Genomic DNA, 17,848 nt, shown 5'->3' on the forward strand with positions numbered 1-17,848 from the left:
GGGTTTTCCCGAGCTGTTGAACACCACAGTTACCAAGGTGTGCGGGCATCGATAACCTTGGCGCGGCTGATATAGGATTTCGCAGCCCAAGACCCCTGATCGCCAGGTGCTTTTCGCATGACAGCGCGTGCCGGGGCAGGCTAGACTGCACACATTAACCAGGAGACTGACCCATGAAAAAACTGCTCATCGTTGCGGCTGCTCTAGCGGCCATTGGTGCCCACGCACAAAGCTACCCTTCCAAACCGATTTCCATCGTGGTGCCCTTCGCTGCAGGCGGACCCACGGACCGTGTGGCCCGTGACCTGGCCGAAGCCATGCGCAAGCCCCTGGGTGGCGTGAGCATCATCATTGACAACGTAGCGGGTGCCGGTAGCTCCATTGGCTCCAACAAGGTGGCCAAGGCTGCGCCTGATGGTTACACCCTGCTGGTGAACCACATCGCCATGGGCACCATGCCATCGTTGCTGCGCAACATGCCGTTCAAGGTCGAGTCGGACTTCGAGTACGTGGGCATGATCAATGACGTGCCCATGACCCTGATCGGACGCCCCACATTGCCCGCCCAGAACTACAAAGACCTGAGCGGCTGGATTGCGCAGAACAAGGGCAAGATCAACTTGGGCAATGCCGGTATTGGTTCCGCCTCGCACCTGTGCGGCCTGTTGTTCCAGAACGCAGTGGCCACCGACATGACCACGGTTCCCTACAAGGGCACGGCTCCGGCCATGACCGACTTGATGGGCGGCCAAATCGACCTGATGTGTGACCAGACCACCAACACCACACAGCAAATCGAAGGCAAGAAGGTCATTGCCTATGCAGTGACTACTTCCAAGCCCCTGACCACGCCCGCACTCAAGAGCCTGCCTACCTTGCAAGAATCGGGTCTGAAGGGTTTTGAAGTCACCATCTGGCATGGCATTTATGCCCCCAAAGGTACGCCGGCCGACGTGCTGGCAAAGTTGAATGCAGCCTTGAAGACCGCGTTGAAGGATCCTGACTTCATCAAGAAACAGGAGGCTTTGGGTGCCGTGGTGGTGACCGACAAGCGCGTGGAGCCCGCAGAGCACAAGAAGTTTGTGGCTGCCGAAATCGCCAAGTGGAGCCCTGTGATCAAGGCCGCTGGCGTGTACGCTGACTAAGCCTGCGTTTTTCTTGCCCCCCAGGGGCTGAGCCAATCGTCTGGTGGTGCCTAGGTGCCCCAGACGATTTCTTTTTGGGCCTGCAGGCTACGACGCAGCATGTCCAGAATCGGCGTGGCGCGCTGGCGCAGCGCAATGCCTGCGGGCGTGCTGTCCTCCTCGCCGTTGGCCTTCGCGTTCAGGGCGGCTTGCGCACGCTGGGCGTCTTCTTCGGCAATGGCGGCCTCCAGGGCGGCTTGGGCGGCTGGCATGTCCTCGGGCAGGAGGATGCCTTTGGCGGGGGCGCCTTCCTCGAACTTGCCCCAGATTTGCAGGATCTGACGGCCATTGGGTTCGAGCATGATGACGTCGCTGGCGACCTTGGATTTGAACTTGTAGAGCATGGCGATGGACTCCGGTTTTGTGGTGCAATGTGCCCACCCTTTTACCCCAAATGCAATTCACCGAGGAGCAGCACCGTGGCAGACCTTCACATTCTTCGCGAACACACCCTGGGCTTGGCCGGTGCTCGCAAGATCGCCTTTGAATGGGCCGAGCAGGTGGAGCAGGAATTTGACATGGCGTGTGTGTACGCCGAAGGCAAGACGGAGGATGAGGTGAGTTTCAAGCGCTCGGGCGTGAACGGCACCCTGCGGGTGACCAAGGATCAGTTTGAACTGGATGCCAAGCTGGGGTTCTTGCTGGGGGCCTTCAAGGACAAGATCGAGGCCGAGATTGTCAAGAACCTGGATCAGTTGCTGGCGCCCAAGGCGACCAAGTCCAAAGTGGTGGCGAAAAAAAAGTAGCATGACGCTACTTTTTTGATAGCTGCTTGCGCAGCATCTGCAGGCGTTGGAGCCTGATTTAGCCCAAAGATTCGATCAGGTCGATGTACTGCTGCATGGCGTCATCGCCGCTGATGCCCTTGAAGCCACTCCATGCGTCCCATTTGGCACGACCCACCATGTCGGCAAAGCCGGGTTTCTTCTCGGTGTTGTCCCCGGCGGTGGCTTGTTTGTAGAGCGCATAGATCTTGAGCAGCGTGCCGTTGTCGGGGCGCTCGCTCAGGTTTTTGGAATTTGCTACGGCGGCTTCAAAAGCGGCTTTCAGGTCGGCCATGGTGTTCTCCATTGATGGTTACCCGCGTATCTTAAGGGGCGTTTTCACTGCAGAATAGGCGCGCACCCCCAACCCCTGTTTAGCGCGGAGATTCCATGGTCACCCGAGTTCTTGCCCAAGATGTTGCCCAGAAGGCCAAACGCCGTGTTGCCGCCACCGTTGCCCCCGTTGGTCCGGTGGCCAAGAAGGCGACCCGCCAGGCCCAGAAGGCCGCACGGGTGGTGCAGAAAAATGTGACCGATGCGGTGGTGGGTTCCCTGGGTTTGCATGGCGAACGCATGAGCAAGGTCGACACCGCCTGGCTGCGCATGGATTCGGCCGCGAACCTGATGATGATTGTGGGCGTGTGGGTGATCCACCCCAAGCTCAAACTGGCCGATCTGCAGCTGCGCATTGAAGAGCGCTTGCTCAAGTACCCGCGCTTTGTGCAGTGCGCTGTGGAAGACGCGGCCGGTGCCACCTGGGTGAAAGACCCGGCCTTCAACATCGGCAACCACCTGGTCACTGAAACCCTGGCCAAAAAGCCTGCGGGCCGCGAGCAGGAGGCCCTGCAAGACCGCTTGGCCCAGTTGACCATGGAGCCGCTGGACAAGCGGCACCCGCTGTGGCAAATCCACTTGGTGGAGGATTACAAGGGTGGCTCGGCCATGATGGTGCGCATTCACCACTGCATTGCCGATGGCATTGCGCTGATCTCGGTCACCCAGTCGCTGGTGGATGGTGGTGCTCCGCCACCCCAGCGCACACCGCGTGAAGCCCGCGCCGATGGGTTGGAGGGGGCAGAGGAATGGATTGCCAATGCCTTGCTCAAGCCCTTTACCAGCATGACCGTGAAGGCGCTGGGCGCGGCGGGTGAGGGGGCTGCCCGGTCCATGGGTTTGCTGATGGAGCCGCAAAAAGGCATGGAGCAGGGCATGCACAACTCGGTGGATGCCGCCAAGATGGCCTACCAGGTGGTCAGTGACCTGGCGTCATTGGCACTGATGCCGGATGACTCACCTACCCGCCTGAAAGGCCTGCCCGGCAACCGCAAGCGCGTGGCCTGGTGCCCGCCGATTCCGCTGGAGGAGGTGAAGGCGGTTGGCAAGGCGCTGAACTGCTCCATCAACGATGTGCTGCTGAGCTGCGTGGCGGGCGCGATTGGCGAGTACCTGAAAGAGCAGGGCGAAGTGGTAACGGGCAAGGAGATTCGCGCCATGGTGCCGGTGAACCTGCGCCCCATGGAGCAGGCCTACAAGCTGGGTAACCAATTCGGCCTGGCGCCGCTGGTGCTGCCGATTGGGGTGGACAACCCGGTGGAGCGCGTGTACGAGGTGCGCACCCGTATGCGCGGGCTCAAGGGCAGCATGCAGCCGCTGCTGGCCTTTGGCTTGCTGGCGGTGGCGGGCTTGCTGATCAAACCCGCACAAGACGCCTTGCTCAACCTGTTCTCCAAAAAAACCACGGCCGTGATGACCAATGTGCCGGGGCCGCGCGAGAAGCTCAAGATTTGTGGGTCAACCATTGAAGAAACGCTGTTCTGGGTGCCCCAGAGCGGCTCGGTGGGGCTGGGTGTGTCCATCCTGAGCTACGGAGGGGGGGTGCAGTTTGGCGTGGTATCCGATGCCAAGTTGTGCCCGGACCCGCAGAAAATCATTGACCAGTTTGAGCCCGAGTTTGCCAAGCTCTCCATGCTCACCCTGATGCTGCCTTGGGGCGACTGAGCCCCGCCGCGACTCAGGCGCTGAGCTCGGCCAGCACGCGGTCCACGCCTAGGTGTTCCATGGCGTCCATGGGGCGCACGCTGGCGGCTTCTTCATACAGGCGCTGCGCCTCTGCCATGCGTGCGTCGCCGTCCAGCATTAGCAGTGCCTTGCCGTATTCGGTGAGCGCGATGGCGGCCTGGGGAATCCTTGCCATGCCTTCGGCAAACAGCTTCATGGCGGTCTCGCGTTTGGCGCCATAGGTGAGTTGTCCGATCAGGGCGCCCACTTTGTCAATCACCTCGGCATGGAAGGCGGCCAGTGCAATGTAGGCGTCTGCGTGCTCGGGCTGCAAGGCCAGTGTGGTCTCGAACGCCGCCTTGACTTTGGCACCCATGCCCTTGGCCAGGGCTTTGGCGACGCTCACGCCCTGGCTGTAGCGCCCCAGCGCGTAGCCATGCAGGTAGTGGGCGTTTGCGCAGTCGGGCGCTTGCTGGGACAGCGCTTCGCAGCGCTTGGCCACCTCCATGAACAGGTCCAGGCGTGCTTTTTCGCGAGGCTCCAGATAGTCGGCGTAGATAAGCCGGGCCTTGTTGGCAACGATGGCGCCGGCGACGCCCAGTGCGTCGCCCGCCGCCGCCGCGGCCTGGAATTCGCCCCGGTGGTAAAGCACCCACGCGTTCAGCAGGTGTGGGTCGCTGGGCAGGGGCTCCTGGTCGCCGCGGTGCAGCACCGCCCACTGGGCGCACACCTCCGCGGCATCGAACGGATACTGCTCGGGGTGGGGGAAGGCGCTCCAGCTGCTCATCGTGCGTCAGGGGCTGGTGTAAGCCCCTGCCAGGGCGAGCAGGTGGGTGCGCTGCTGGGTTTCCAGGTAGGGCACCAGCAGGTTGAGTACGTGGTGGGCGCCGCGCATGAGTGCAGCCTGGGCGCTGGCGGGTTCCAGCGCGTTGCGTGGGTCGCGCACGTACTCAAAGCTCAGCCAATAGGTGAGCACCACCACCATGCTGGTGGCGGTGGGTTCCATTTCGCGGGCGTCCATGCGCAAGGCGCCCGAGCGGGCCATGCTTTCCAGCAGGGCGCGGATGGAGCGGGTCTTGTTTTTGAGCACGCTCTGGAAGTGGGTCTCCAGTCTGCGGTTCTTGCTCAGAAGGTCGTTGAGGTCCCGGTACAAAAACCGGTACTGCCAGATCAGCTCGAATAGCGTGTGCATGTAAAACCAGGCGTCCTCCACATCGCGCACGTTGTCGCTGGCGTTCAACACTTCGTTGAGTGAGCGTTCGTAACGGTCAAACAGCGAGTTGATCAGCTCGTCCTTGGCCGGATAGTGGTAGTACAGATTGCCGGGGCTGATGCCGAGTTCGGCCGAAATCAGTGTGGTGGAGACATTCGGTTCGCCAAAACGGTTGAACAGTTCCAGCGTGACTTCCAGAATCCGTTCCGCGGTGCGGCGTGGGGCTTTTTTGACCATGGTGTGCCTTCAGTGCAGAGCTTTGGCGGCTGTGGGAGCGGTGACCAGGTGGCCCAGGTCGTCCATCAGCTCCTGCAGGGTGGCAATGGCACGGCCCAACTCGGTGGGGGCCTTTTGGGGTTGGCACAGGTGGCGTTTGGGGTCATCGAGCGCCTGGTGATTGAGACTGATGCCGTGGCGCGCCAACTTGGCCGACAGCCCCGTCTTGCGCGAGCGCAGCATCTGGCGCGTCTGTTGGTAGGCATGTTCTGCCAGATGGCGGCGCTGGGCATAACTGAAGGTGTTGGCCAAATACAGCTCCGGATCGCGGTGGTCGGGTTCGATCCAGATGATGTCGGTATGGGGATAGGCGTGCTCGTAGTGCTTCATGCCCAGCTCCATGCGGGAATGGATCATGGAGCGGAAGGTCTGGCTCAGGACTGCAGGCAGGCCGCCATCCACGATGCGCGGAATCTTGCGCTTCTCGGGCGGGAGTCCGCGTCGCATCACTTTGTCCACCTGAGGGGCCGTGGCATCAAAAGGCACCAAGGGGTTGAGGCAGATCATCAGGTCTACCCCTTCCTCCAATGCGACCGAGGCGTGCATGGTTTTCTTGAGTGCGCCGTCCACGTAGTACTGGTCGTCAATTTCGACTGGGGGAAATAGCCCCGGCAGGGCCGAGCTGGCCTGCACGGCCTGGGAGATGGGGATGTGGTCAAAGCCCGGACGCCCGAACGGGGCGGCCTCACCACTGTCCAGATTGGTGGCCACCAGCGTGAGCTGGGTCTTGAGTTGGCGAAAGTCGTTGGTGCGGCCCTCTTGGCTGAACAGGCGTGCCAGCTGGGTGTTCACCTGCGCATTGGAGAACACCCCGGTGGGCAAGCCCGGGCCCAAGCGCTCCAGGCTGCGCAACAGGCTGCTGCGGCCACTGAGCACTTGCCAGGCCACTTGCAGTGCCAAACCCGGCAGCATGATGCCGCGGCGGGCAAATTCACCGTAGGCTGGCTCCATGAGCCAGGAGGGGTCAAAGGTTTCCGATGGTGTGCTGTCGTTTTCGATGAAGGAGGCGCACATGGACCGCGGTGTCATGCCATTGGCCAAAGCGGCGGCAATAAAGCCGCCTGCCGAGACGCCGATGTAGTGATGCAGCCGGGTGAAGTCCAGGCCTTGCAGCGATTCCTCCAGCGCACACATGGCACCAACCTCGTAAATCGCCCCCAAAGGACCGCCCCCTGCCAATGCCAGCGCTATCTTGGGGGAGGTGTTTTTTTCAACGGTCATGGTCTGAAAGTGTAGATGCGAGTGCGCTCAGTTTTTGTTGCGTTGCAGCAGTGTTTGTCGCGCACAAAAAAGGGCGCCGAAGCGCCCTGGTGTTTGCGCGGTCAACGCGGCACATCAAGCCTGTGTGGCCGGTGCGTCTGCGGCGCTGGGCGCTACCGGCTTGGCGACGGGCGCTGCGCGTTTGCTCGCTGCCTTTTTGGTAGGGGTGGCTGCTTTCTTGGTTGTGGCCTTCACAGCCTTTTTGGCGGCAGCGGGGGCCGCCTTTTTGGCCGCTGGTTTCTTGGCGGGTTGGGCCGCGGGGGCTTTGGCGGCAACGGGCGCCTTGGGGGACAGCTTTTGCACGGCCTTGTTCAGTTCGTCAATGCGGGCAATCAGGGCGGCTACGTCTTTGGCAGAGGGGACGCCCAGCTTGTTCAGGGCCTTGGCCACGCGTTCTTCAAAGATGTTTTCCAGCTTGTCCCACTGGCCGGAGGCCTTGGTGGAAATGTCGGTGGCCATGGTGGACATTTTGGAGGTGGCCTCCGAAATCTTTTCTTCGGCAGCCGCCTGGGTTTTGCGCTGGATGCTTACGCCTTCCTTGACCAGGGATTCAAAGGCCTTGCTGCCTTCTGCTTGTGCGCGGGTGAAGGCCCCCAAGCCGGCTTGCCAGATCTGCTGGGCAGAGTCTTTGACTGAGCCGGAGAGATGGATGCCGGCTGTTTTGGCTTGGGGTTTGTTTTTTTGCAATTTTTTGACCATGGTGGCTCCTGATGGTGGTGGCGAGTGGATAACTTTAGCCGGGACTCTAAGCGCAGAAGTCCCGGCTGTGTAGGTGTGCCCTACTAACGGTGTGTTTTTGCGGGTTTACGATGAACAAGGCGGCTTGTAAAGTCGGTCAGAATGGTTTGATTCTTTGGAGCATGTATGCAGTACTTTGTGACCGGAGCCACCGGCTTTATTGGCAAGCGTCTTGTAAAAAAACTGCTGGAGCGCAAGGGCGCTGTGGTGCACTTTTTGATTCGCAAGGAGAGTCAGGACAAGGTCGCTGGGCTGCACGAGTTTTGGGGGCTGAAAGATGCCAAAGGTGCTGCACGCGCGGTGCCGGTTTTTGGGGACCTGACCAGCAAGAAGCTGGGTGTGGCGACCGATGCGGTCAAGGCACTGAAAGGCAGCGTCGACCATTTCTACCACCTGGCCGCGGTGTATGACCTGGGTGCTGACGAGGAAAGCCAGATCGCCGTCAACATCGAAGGCACGCGCAACACCATTGACTTTGCCAAGGCGATCGATGCCGGGCATTTTCACCATGTGTCGTCGATTGCTGCCGCGGGCTTGTACGAGGGTGTCTTCCGCGAAGACATGTTTGAAGAGGCCGAGAACTACGACCACCCCTATTTCATGACCAAGCACGAGAGCGAAAAAATCGTGCGCAAAGACTGCAAAGTGCCCTGGTCGGTGTATCGCCCCGCCATGGTGGTGGGCGACAGCCAGACCGGTGAGATGGACAAGATCGACGGTCCTTACTACTTTTTCAAGCTGATCCAGCGCATGCGCCAGTTGCTCCCGCCGTGGATGCCTGCGATTGGCCTGGAGGGCGGACGCATCAACATCGTGCCGGTGGATTTTGTGGTCGATGCGCTGGACACCATCAGCCACAAGGCCGGAATTGCCAAGAAGTGCTACCACCTGGTGGACCCGGTGGGCTACCGCGTGGGTGATGTGCTGGATATCTTCAGCAAAGCGGCCCATGCCCCCAAGATGAATGTGTTTGTGAATGCGGCCTTGCTGGGCTTCATTCCGCGCAGCGTGACCAAGAGCCTGATGGCACTGGCGCCTGTACGCCGTGTGCGCAATGCCATCATGAAAGACCTGAGTCTGCCTGAAGACATGCTCACGTTTGTGAACTACCCCACGCGTTTTGATTGCCGCGACACCCAGGCCATGCTCAAGGGCAGCGGGGTGGCGTGCCCCAACCTCAAGGATTACGCGTGGCGCCTGTGGGACTATTGGGAGCGTCACCTCGACCCAGATCTGCACATCGATCGCAGCCTGCGCGGTACGGTGGGCGGTAAGGTGGTGCTGATTACCGGCGGATCATCCGGCATTGGCTTGGCGGCTGCACACAAGTTTGCCGAGGCAGGTGCCACCACGATCATTTGCGGCCGCGACGTCGACAAGTTGGAGGAGGCCTGCAAAGAAGCCAAGGCCAAGGGCTACAGCTTTGTGGCGTACCCGGCGGATATCGCTGACATGGCCGATTGCGACCGGTTTGTGCAGCTATTGATTGAGAATCATGGCGGTGTGGACTTCCTGATCAACAACGCCGGCCGCTCCATCCGCCGCGCCATCGAGTCCAGCTACGACCGTTTTCATGATTACGAGCGCACCATGCAGCTCAATTACTTTGGTTGTCTGCGTGTGACCATGGGCTTGCTGCCCGGTATGGTGGCCAAAAAGAAAGGCCATGTGGTCAACATCAGCTCCATCGGCGTGCTGACCAATGCCCCGCGCTTCAGTGCCTATGTGGCTTCCAAGGCCGCACTGGACGCCTGGACTCGCTGCGCCTCCAGCGAATTTGCCGATCAGGGCATCAGCTTCACCACGATCAACATGCCGCTGGTGCGCACGCCCATGATCGCGCCCACGGGCATCTACAACAACGTGCCCACGCTGTCCCCCGAGCAAGCCGCCGACATGGTGGCTGACGCCTGCATCAGCAAGCCCGTTCGCATCGCCACCCGCTTGGGTATCACCGGCCAGGTGCTGCACGCCCTGGTGCCGCGCATCGCCCAGATCGCCATGAACACCAGCTTCCGCATGTTTCCGGATTCATCGGCTGCCAAGGGAGGCAAGCCCGGGGAGAAGCCGAAGTTGTCGGCGGAGGCGATTGCGATGCAGCAGATGATGCGGGGAATTCATTTTTGATTCTTTTAATGGGAGGTGATAATAGCGAGCTACGCGTTCGCTTATGACTACTTCCAACGTTGCCTTTATTGTCGGTGTTTCGGGCCAAGATGGCGCTCATCTAGCGGAGTTTTTGCTGGAGAAAGAGTATGAGGTGCATGGTATCAAGTACCGTTCCGGCGCTTTCAACATTGCGCGTGTCAACCATAGTTTGGTTGAGTGGTGGCGCATGTCTTTTTCTTGGATGCTGTTCAATTTAGTATCGACGTCCTCAGCAAGGAAAAGCGTCCCAGCTACATGCGTTGTTTCAACGAGTTGGTCGCAGAAATGATTCGTGCAGACCTCACGGCCGCGCAGCTAGATAAAGTCATCAAATTGTCCTGCTACAGGGCAATCGATTGCCATGAGTAAGTCAGCGGCAGCCACCTCTCTGCCCCAATTGCTAAGCCGGCTTTGGGTTTACATCAGTCCACGACGTCGATCCCAATTGCTGTTACTGCTGGCCTTGATGTTGGTCGTTTCCATCCTTGAAGTTTTCAGTATTGGTGCAGTCTTGCCATTCCTTGGGGTGCTGACTTCACCTGAGTATGTATATGGGCATCCGGCTGCCCAAAGCCTTGTCGCTATGTTTGGAATCCGGGAAGCAATAGATCTATTGCTTCCGATGACGGTAGTTTTCGTCATTGCTGCTCTAGCGGCGGGAGCTAGTCGCTTGCTGTTGTTGTGGGCAACGATGCGACTGTCTTATGGCATCGGAATCGATCTGGGGTTCAATATTTACCGGAAAACCCTTTATCAGCCATATAGCATCCATGTGGCGCGGAATAGCAGCGAAGTAATTCACGGCATCTCGGTAAAAGCACCGAGCGTAACCTCAGAGGTCATTCAGCCGGTACTGATCATTCTCAGCTCGGCATTCATGCTGAGCATTATTGTTTTGGGACTGTTTTATTTTGACCGAACGATTGCTCTCGCCGCTCTCGCCGGATTTGGCTGCATCTATGCGCTGGTGATAGGGGTGACACGCAGACGCTTATTGCGTGATAGTCAAGTGATCGCGACAGAGGGCGTAAAGCTCATTCGCGTGTTACAGGAAGGGTTGGGCGCTATCCGCGATATTCTGATTGATGGCTCGCAAGATACCTATTGCCGTGTGTATCAGGACGCTAACACCGCGCTTTGTCATGCGCAGGCGCGCCTTCGCTTTTTTGGGCAAAGTCCCCGGTTTGTCCTGGAGGCGCTTGGGATGTTGTTGATTGCCGTACTGGCATACAACCTTGCTATTCGGGAAAACGGCCTTGCAACTGCATTGCCGATTTTGGGTGTGTTGGCCATGAGCGCTCAGCGCTTAATGCCGGTGATGCAACAGGCCTATGGAGCGTGGGCCTCTATTCAAGGCAGCAAGGCCTCCTTGCAGGAAACCTTGGTTTTTCTCGAGCAGCCGATACCGGACAATGTAGACGGGCCGGTTTCCCCGCTCGCCTTCGAGCATTCGATTGTTCTCCGCGATGTTCGCTTTCGCTACGATGTGAGCGGCAAGTGGGTGCTCAATGGTGTCGATTTGACGATCCAGAAGGGCCAGCGTGTTGGTTTTATTGGAACGACAGGCAGCGGAAAAAGCACCTTACTCGATATCGTGATGGCATTGCTTGAGCCAAGCAGTGGTGTGCTTGAGGTGGATGGAATGCCGGTGACGGCGACAAACCATCGAGCCTGGCAAGTGCATCTGGCACATGTGCCACAGTCAATTTTTCTTTCGGATGGCACTGTCGAGTCCAACATTGCGTTGGGTGTTGCTCCGCCTGACATTGACTCTCTGGCAGTGCGCGATGCAGCCAGACAGGCTCGCATGGCGGAAGTGATCGAATCTATGCCAATGCAATATCAGACTACTGTTGGAGAGCGCGGGGTTCGCCTTTCGGGTGGCCAGCGACAGCGCATTGGTCTTGCACGGGCCTTGTATAAAAAAGCTGACGTTATCGTTCTCGATGAAGCGACCAGTGCGCTTGACAACGAAACAGAGGCCGCGGTGATGGAGGAAATTGAGGGGCTAGACAAGCACCTCACCGTTTTCATTATTGCGCATCGACTCACCACATTGAAAAACTGCTCTTTGATCGTCCGCTTGATCGATGGGCGCATTGAAAAAACAGGGACTTATGGAGAGCTCGTTCAGTCCTGAGAGCTTGTTTCAGCGGTCTCTTACGAAAAATGCCCGCGCTTGGTTTTCGAACTGCTCCACTAATTGACACCGGTGTTTGACAAATGAAGATACTGATTACTGGCGCTGATGGTTTTATTGGCTCACATTTGACCGAGGCACTAGTGCTAGCGGGCCACACTGTTCGCGCTTTCACGCTTTACAACTCCTTTAGCTCATGGGGCTGGCTCGATCACTGTGCCTCAGATGTCAAGGGGCAGTTTGAAGTCTTCTCTGGGGACATTCGTGATCCGCATGGCGTCAAGACAGCGATGGCGGGATGCGATATTGTTCTGCACCTTGCGGCACTAATTGCCATTCCTTACTCTTATCACTCGCCTGATACCTATATCGATACCAATATCAAGGGCACACTGAACGTGCTGCAGGCGGCACGCGAGCTTAACGTGAAGCGCCTGATTCACACTTCGACCAGCGAGGTATATGGCACGGCGCGATTTGTGCCGATTACTGAAGCGCACCCTTTGCAAGGGCAGTCGCCTTACTCGGCTAGCAAGATCGGGGCAGATCAATTGGCCTATTCCTTTTATGCCTCATTCGGTTTGCCGGTTGTCATCGCGCGTCCTTTCAACACCTATGGCCCACGGCAATCTGCCCGCGCCGTTATTCCAACCATCATTACGCAGATCGCAAACGGGAAGCGCCAGATCAAATTGGGGGCAGTGTCACCAACGCGCGACTTCAACTATGTCCAGGATACAGTCAGCGGTTTCATGGCGGCGATGAACTCAGAGCAAGGACAGGGCGAAGTCGTGAATTTTGGCAGTAATTTTGAAATCTCGATTGGTGATACTGCTGCGCTAATCGCGGAGGCCATGAACGTCGAGGTAGAGATAGTTACTGACCAGAATCGTATGCGTCCGGCTGATTCGGAGGTCGAGCGTCTTTGGGCCGACAATACCAAAGCCCTTCAGTTGTTCGATTGGAGTCCGGCTTATGCTGGCCGTGACGGTTTCAAGCGAGGCCTCGTAGAAACGGCGGAATGGTTTTGCCGTCCCGAAAACTTGCGCGCATACAAGGCCGATATTTACAACATATGAGTACCGACAAGCCTTCACTCATTCTAGACAACCTGCCGCAGCAGGTCGTTGCGGCACTGCGTAACGTTTGCGGTGATGATCGTGCTGCGCTGCATGTGCCCCGTTTTAATGGCAATGAATGGGAATACCTCCGTGATTGTCTTGATTCCACCTTTGTTTCCTCTGTCGGTGCTTATGTCGACCGATTCGAGGCGGACCTAGCGGCCTACACCGGCGCCAAACATGCCGTTGCCGTGGTCAATGGTACCGCTGCATTGCACGTGGCCTTGCTCCTTGCTGGCGTTCGGCCTGGCGATGAGGTTCTGGTTCCAGCGCTGACATTTGTGGCAACCGCAAATGCAGTACGTTATTGCAATGCCACACCACATTTCGTTGACAGCAATGAGACGACCTTGGGCATTGATCCTGATACTCTGCGTGACTGGTTGGGGCGGACGACGGAGCAACACGATGGTCTTTGCATTAATCGTGAAACCGGGAAAGTCATCCGCGCGCTTTTGCCCATGCATACCTTTGGGCATCCGTGTGCCATGGATGCCCTGCAAGCGGTTGCGAGCGACTTCGGATTGCTTGTGGTTGAAGATGCGGCGGAGTCATTGGGTAGCTGGTATGGCGAACGGCATACCGGCACGATCGGTCGAATCGGAACGCTAAGCTTTAATGGCAACAAGATTATTACAACCGGCGGCGGCGGGGCTATTTTGACGAACGATACTGCCCTTGCACGCCGAGCCAAGCATTTGACAACGACGGCAAAATTGCCTCATCGCTGGGAATATGAGCATGACGAAGTTGGCTTCAACTATCGCATGCCCAATCTTAATGCCGCGCTCGGCTGTGCACAGTTGGAGCGTATGCCGGAATTCTTGGCCTCCAAGCGCCGCCTTCATGCAAGATATCGGAAAGTGTTTTCTGGCATCACTGGCGTAACGTTGGTGGGCGAACCAGCGCAGACGCAAAGCAACTATTGGCTGCAAGCGCTTTTGCTTGATCCAGCAGCAGCAGGACAGCGCGATTCGATTTTGACCGCAACTAATGACGCCGGTTACATGACCCGACCGGCATGGCGTCTCTTGCATCAATTAACACCTTATCGTGATTGTCCGTGCGCACCATTGTCTATTACCGAGTCCCTGGAGCAGCGCTTGATCAACATTCCCAGCAGCGCGGATATCGCATGAAGGCCTTATTGCTCATCGGTGGCGGAGGGCACTGTAAGTCGTGTATAGATGTCATCGAGACCGGTCAGCATTACGTCGTTGTGGGTGTTGTGGATCGGGAAGCTCAAGCAGGAGCGACCGTGCTTTCCTATCCGATAATGGGTAACGACGACGACCTGCCGCAATTGCTGAAAAAATACCCGGCTGCATTGATAACAGTAGGGCAAATCAAGAGTGCGGAGAGCCGAATTCGTTTATTCGAGCGCCTGAAAACCTTGGGAGCAGAGTTGCCCAGTGTGATTTCTTCTCATGCCCATGTGTCGCGACATGCATTGGTGGCAGCAGGCTCGGTGGTGATGCATGGCTCGATTCTCAATGCATCGGCCTCGGTGGGCGAGAACTGTATTATCAATAGTCAGGCATTGATTGAGCATGACTGTATGGTCGAGGCGCATTGCCATATATCGACTGGCGTAAAGCTCAATGGAAATGTGCACGTCGAAAGCGGCTGCTTTATCGGTAGCGGTGCCATAGTACGAGAGGGCGTTCGCATTGGCGCCAACAGTCTTATCCAGGCCGGCTCGGTTGTCTTGTCGGATGTATTGGCCGGTACGGTTCATCGGGGGCAGGCATGAGAAACGGCAATACATTGATCATCGCGGAAGCGGGCGTAAATCACAATGGCGACATCGAGCTTGCGAAGCGCCTGATCGAAGTTGCGGCGGATGCGGGTGCTGACATTGTCAAGTTCCAAACCTTCTCTGCCGATCGTCTAGCCACCGTTAATGCTGTTAAAGCAAACTATCAACGCCAAGCAGATGCCGCAGAGGAGTCGCAATATGCAATGCTCAAGCGGCTTGAACTCAGCCACGATGCGCATCAAATTCTGATTGAGCATTGTCGCAAGTTCAATATTGAGTTCTTTTCAACCGGCTTTGATATAGCCAGCGTTGATATGCTGACCTCACTTGGCATTCAACGTCTCAAAGTGCCATCGGGCGAGCTGACTAATCTGCCATATCTGCGCCACATAGGCGGTTTAGGCCGTCCCGCAATTCTTTCCACCGGCATGGCGACGCTGGGCGAAATAGAAGCGGCTATTGAGGTCTTGACGTTAGCAGGCGTTGCCCGCGCTGATATTGTCGTTTTGCATTGCAATACTGAGTATCCGACGCCTATGGTTGATGTCAATCTGCGCGCCATGCAAAGCATTCAGGCTGCATTTGGCGTTAAGGTTGGTTATTCCGACCACACTGCTGGGATCGAGGTGGCGATTGCTGCTGTCAGCATGGGTGCTTGCATCATCGAGAAACACTTTACGCTCGATCGTGCTTTGCCCGGTCCTGATCACCGCGCCAGCCTCGAGCCGGATGAGCTCAAGTCTATGGTTCAGGCAATCCGCAATATCGAGCTTGCATTGGGTGATGGCGTTAAGCGCCCGAGCGCTAGCGAGTCGCACAATAAACCGATTGCGCGAAAGTCCATCGTTGCAGCGCGAGCTATTCGTGCTGGCGAGGCTTTTACCGAAGATAACCTTGCGGCAAAACGCCCCGGAACAGGCTTGTCCCCGATGCGCTGGGATGAGTTGATGGGGCGTATCGCGCCGCGTGATTTTGCGCTTGATGAGTTCATCATATTGTGAAAAAAGTCTGTGTCGTTACTGGTACGCGTGCCGACTACGGTTTGCTCCGGTTTGTCATGGAGGGCATCCGCAATGCAAGCGACCTTCAGTTGCAAATTATTGCCACCGGCATGCACTTGAGCCCGGATTTCGGTATGACGGCAGGCGAAATAGAGAGCGATGGTTTTCATATCGATCGGCGGGTGGAAATGCTGCTGAGCTCTGATACCCCTGTGGGTGTCAGCAAATCGATGGGTTTGGGGATGATCGGATTTGCCGATGCTTACGCGCAGCTAAAGCCCGATGTGGTGGTCGTACTTGGCGATCGATTTGAAATTTTTTCGGCTGCATCTGCCGCCCTGGTAGCGCATATTCCACTTGCGCATCTTCATGGCGGAGAAACTACTGAAGGGGCTTTTGATGAGGCCATTCGTCACTCGATTACCAAAATGTCGCATCTCCATTTTGTTGCTGCGGAAGTCTATCGCAAACGAGTCATCCAGCTGGGTGAAGATCCTCAGCGCGTATTTACGGTTGGGGGGCTTGGCGTTGACGGTTTGAGTAAGGTCAAGCTCCTTGATCGGGGCGTGCTCGAAGCCGAGCTTGATTTCAAGCTCGGACGCCGTAACCTGCTGGTCACCTTTCATCCGGTGACGCTGGAGCCCGGTAGTGCCGGCAGGCAGATGCGTGAGTTGTTGCTAGCACTCGACAAGCTTGAAGATACGCATTTCATCTTCACTATGCCCAATGCCGATCCGGACAGTCGCGTCTTGTTCGACATGGTTGCTTCGTATGTGAAGAATAGGTCCCATACGCAGGTCTACACTTCGTTGGGCCAGCTCCGCTATCTGTCGGTGTTGGCACAGGTTGATGCCGTCGTAGGTAATTCTTCCAGCGGGCTGACTGAGGCGCCGAGCTTTAAAAAAGGCACTGTCAATATCGGCGATCGTCAACTAGGCCGCTTGCGCGCAGCGAGCGTGATTGACTGCGAGCCGACTTGTGCATCGATTGATCAAGCATTTAAGTGCTTGTATTCGGAAAAATTTCAGGCGTCTTTGGCTGATACCGTAAGTCCTTACGGCACCGCGGGTGCGAGTGAAAAGATAGTACAAATTCTTCGAACCTACCCCATTAGCGGGATACTCAAGAAGAAATTCTATGATCTTTCGGATTGTCTGCGGGGAGATACATGATGGTGCCGAATGACGAGGTATGGCGAAAGGCCATCTTGCCAATGGATTCGACATTTAAGGATGCCATTCGCTGCCTGAACGACTCTTCGATGAAGATCGCCCTTGTAGTCAATGCTCAAGGTGTTCTTGAGGGAACCATCTCTGATGGCGATATTCGCCGTGGTCTACTCAAGGGATTGGATCTGGGGAGTGCGATTGAGAGCATCACACACCGGAATGCGATTGTGGTTCCCCCATCGTTCGGGCGCGACATGGTGTTGCAGTTGATGCGCTCCAACCAGCTGCAGCAAATACCGGTAGTGGACGAGCAACAGCGTGTAGTGGGCCTGCATCTCTGGAATGAGATAACCACGCAGCCTCCGCGTGACAATCTGATGGTTATCATGGCAGGCGGCAAGGGAACGCGGTTGATGCCGCATACCGAAAATTGCCCCAAGCCCATGGTGCTTGTTGCTGGAAAGCCGATGCTCCAACACATCATAGAGCGTAGCCAACAGGAGGGCTTCAATCACTTTGTACTGGCTATCAACTATCTTGGCCACATGATTGAAGAGTATTTTGGTGACGGGGCCCGGTTTGACGTCAAAATTAACTACCTGCGGGAGCAAACATCTCTTGGTACGGTAGGCGCTTTGAGTCTGTTTGCGCAGCGGCCTGAAGCCGCATTTGTTGTGACTAATGGTGACGTGATAACCGATATTCGCTATGGCGAGCTCCTCGATTTTCATGTCCGCCATGATGCCACCGCGACCATGGCCGTACGCGTCCATGAGTGGCAGCATCCGTTTGGCGTTGTGCAAATCGATGGCGTGGATATTGTCGGCTTCGAGGAGAAGCCCATTGCTCGTACGCACATCAATGCCGGGGTGTACGCATTGTCTCCAGGCGCCCTAGACGTTCTGATTCACGGTGAGCATTGCGACATGCCGACACTGTTTGAGCGCCTCCAGGCCAAACCTTTGCGTACCGTTGCCTATCCCATGCATGAACCCTGGCTGGATGTCGGTAAGCCAGAGGATTTGAAGCTGGCCAGGGATCAGAGTGAAAAGTTGCAGCGTGAGCAGGCTTGATACC

Annotated in this window: 18 protein-coding genes; 12 read left to right on the plus strand and 6 right to left on the minus strand. The window is 57.1% G+C overall.

Features of this window, described 5'->3' with window-relative positions; genetic code table 11:
- Positions 1-173: 173 nt before the first annotated feature.
- Positions 174-1,145: a tripartite tricarboxylate transporter substrate-binding protein gene (locus AC3WS7_RS07025; RefSeq protein WP_492655846.1), complete on the plus strand. Its 972-nt coding sequence runs from the start codon at positions 174-176 to the stop codon at positions 1,143-1,145.
- A 50-nt stretch (positions 1,146-1,195) separates the two neighbouring features.
- On the opposite strand, the gene AC3WS7_RS07030 is transcribed toward AC3WS7_RS07025, so the two are convergent.
- Positions 1,196-1,528 (minus strand): DUF1840 domain-containing protein, encoded by a 333-nt coding sequence (locus AC3WS7_RS07030; protein ID WP_296467701.1) that lies wholly within the window; start codon positions 1,526-1,528, stop codon positions 1,196-1,198.
- Between the two features lie 75 nt (positions 1,529-1,603).
- Between AC3WS7_RS07030 and AC3WS7_RS07035 the strand changes: the two genes are divergently transcribed.
- Positions 1,604-1,930, plus strand: a complete 327-nt coding sequence (locus AC3WS7_RS07035) for a polyhydroxyalkanoic acid system family protein (RefSeq protein ID WP_492655847.1) — start codon at positions 1,604-1,606, stop codon at positions 1,928-1,930.
- Positions 1,931-1,988: 58 nt separating this feature from the next.
- Here the strand turns inward: AC3WS7_RS07035 and AC3WS7_RS07040 are convergent, their stop codons facing one another.
- Complete coding sequence (locus tag AC3WS7_RS07040) at positions 1,989-2,243, minus strand: acyl-CoA-binding protein (RefSeq protein WP_296467697.1); 255 nt, start codon at positions 2,241-2,243, stop codon at positions 1,989-1,991.
- Between the two features lie 95 nt (positions 2,244-2,338).
- Here AC3WS7_RS07040 and AC3WS7_RS07045 point away from each other — a divergent pair, with 95 nt between their 5' ends.
- Complete coding sequence (locus tag AC3WS7_RS07045) at positions 2,339-3,946, plus strand: wax ester/triacylglycerol synthase family O-acyltransferase (RefSeq protein ID WP_363708658.1); 1,608 nt, start codon at positions 2,339-2,341, stop codon at positions 3,944-3,946.
- A 13-nt stretch (positions 3,947-3,959) separates the two neighbouring features.
- Here the strand turns inward: AC3WS7_RS07045 and AC3WS7_RS07050 are convergent, their stop codons facing one another.
- From AC3WS7_RS07050 to AC3WS7_RS07065, 4 genes are all read right to left on the minus strand, one after another.
- A complete protein-coding gene (locus AC3WS7_RS07050) occupies positions 3,960-4,733 on the minus strand; it encodes a hypothetical protein (protein WP_492655848.1) in 774 nt (257 codons plus the stop codon).
- Positions 4,734-4,739: 6 nt separating this feature from the next.
- Positions 4,740-5,396, minus strand: coding sequence for a TetR/AcrR family transcriptional regulator (locus AC3WS7_RS07055; RefSeq protein ID WP_492655849.1), 657 nt, complete (start codon positions 5,394-5,396; stop codon positions 4,740-4,742).
- Between the two features lie 9 nt (positions 5,397-5,405).
- On the minus strand, positions 5,406-6,656 hold the full coding sequence (locus tag AC3WS7_RS07060; RefSeq protein ID WP_492655850.1) for a patatin-like phospholipase family protein: 1,251 nt from the start codon (positions 6,654-6,656) through the stop codon (positions 5,406-5,408).
- Positions 6,657-6,770: 114 nt separating this feature from the next.
- Positions 6,771-7,394: a phasin family protein gene (locus AC3WS7_RS07065; RefSeq protein ID WP_492655851.1), complete on the minus strand. Its 624-nt coding sequence runs from the start codon at positions 7,392-7,394 to the stop codon at positions 6,771-6,773.
- A 165-nt stretch (positions 7,395-7,559) separates the two neighbouring features.
- Here AC3WS7_RS07065 and AC3WS7_RS07070 point away from each other — a divergent pair, with 165 nt between their 5' ends.
- The 9 genes from AC3WS7_RS07070 to AC3WS7_RS07110 all read left to right on the plus strand — a co-directional run bounded on the left by AC3WS7_RS07070 (position 7,560) and on the right by AC3WS7_RS07110 (position 17,844).
- Positions 7,560-9,560 (plus strand): SDR family oxidoreductase, encoded by a 2,001-nt coding sequence (locus AC3WS7_RS07070; RefSeq protein ID WP_492655852.1) that lies wholly within the window; start codon positions 7,560-7,562, stop codon positions 9,558-9,560.
- A 43-nt stretch (positions 9,561-9,603) separates the two neighbouring features.
- Positions 9,604-9,870 (plus strand): GDP-mannose 4,6-dehydratase, encoded by a 267-nt coding sequence (locus tag AC3WS7_RS07075; RefSeq protein ID WP_492655853.1) that lies wholly within the window; start codon positions 9,604-9,606, stop codon positions 9,868-9,870.
- Between the two features lie 156 nt (positions 9,871-10,026).
- The gene (locus AC3WS7_RS07080) at positions 10,027-11,721 is read left to right on the plus strand and encodes an ABC transporter ATP-binding protein (protein ID WP_492655854.1); all 1,695 of its coding nucleotides are present in this window, start codon (positions 10,027-10,029) and stop codon (positions 11,719-11,721) included.
- A gap of 83 nt (positions 11,722-11,804) precedes the next feature.
- On the plus strand, positions 11,805-12,800 hold the full coding sequence (locus AC3WS7_RS07085; RefSeq protein ID WP_492655855.1) for an NAD-dependent 4,6-dehydratase LegB: 996 nt from the start codon (positions 11,805-11,807) through the stop codon (positions 12,798-12,800).
- Positions 12,797-13,981: a LegC family aminotransferase gene (locus tag AC3WS7_RS07090; RefSeq protein WP_492655856.1), complete on the plus strand. Its 1,185-nt coding sequence runs from the start codon at positions 12,797-12,799 to the stop codon at positions 13,979-13,981. Before AC3WS7_RS07085 ends, AC3WS7_RS07090 begins: the two co-directional genes overlap by 4 nt.
- Positions 13,978-14,595: an acetyltransferase gene (locus tag AC3WS7_RS07095; protein WP_492655857.1), complete on the plus strand. Its 618-nt coding sequence runs from the start codon at positions 13,978-13,980 to the stop codon at positions 14,593-14,595. Before AC3WS7_RS07090 ends, AC3WS7_RS07095 begins: the two co-directional genes overlap by 4 nt.
- Positions 14,592-15,602 carry an N-acetylneuraminate synthase gene (neuB, locus tag AC3WS7_RS07100; RefSeq protein WP_492655858.1) on the plus strand — a complete coding sequence of 337 codons (1,011 nt, stop codon included), beginning with the start codon at positions 14,592-14,594 and terminating at the stop codon, positions 15,600-15,602. Before AC3WS7_RS07095 ends, neuB begins: the two co-directional genes overlap by 4 nt.
- Entirely contained in the window at positions 15,599-16,774 is a 1,176-nt protein-coding gene (gene neuC / locus AC3WS7_RS07105) for a UDP-N-acetylglucosamine 2-epimerase (protein WP_492655859.1), read from the plus strand. Before neuB ends, neuC begins: the two co-directional genes overlap by 4 nt.
- Positions 16,774-17,844: a nucleotidyltransferase family protein gene (locus tag AC3WS7_RS07110; protein ID WP_492655860.1), complete on the plus strand. Its 1,071-nt coding sequence runs from the start codon at positions 16,774-16,776 to the stop codon at positions 17,842-17,844. Before neuC ends, AC3WS7_RS07110 begins: the two co-directional genes overlap by 1 nt.
- Positions 17,845-17,848: the final 4 nt, after the last annotated feature.

The organism is Rhodoferax sp. EU05-FHT12H12 (genome assembly GCF_058791215.1).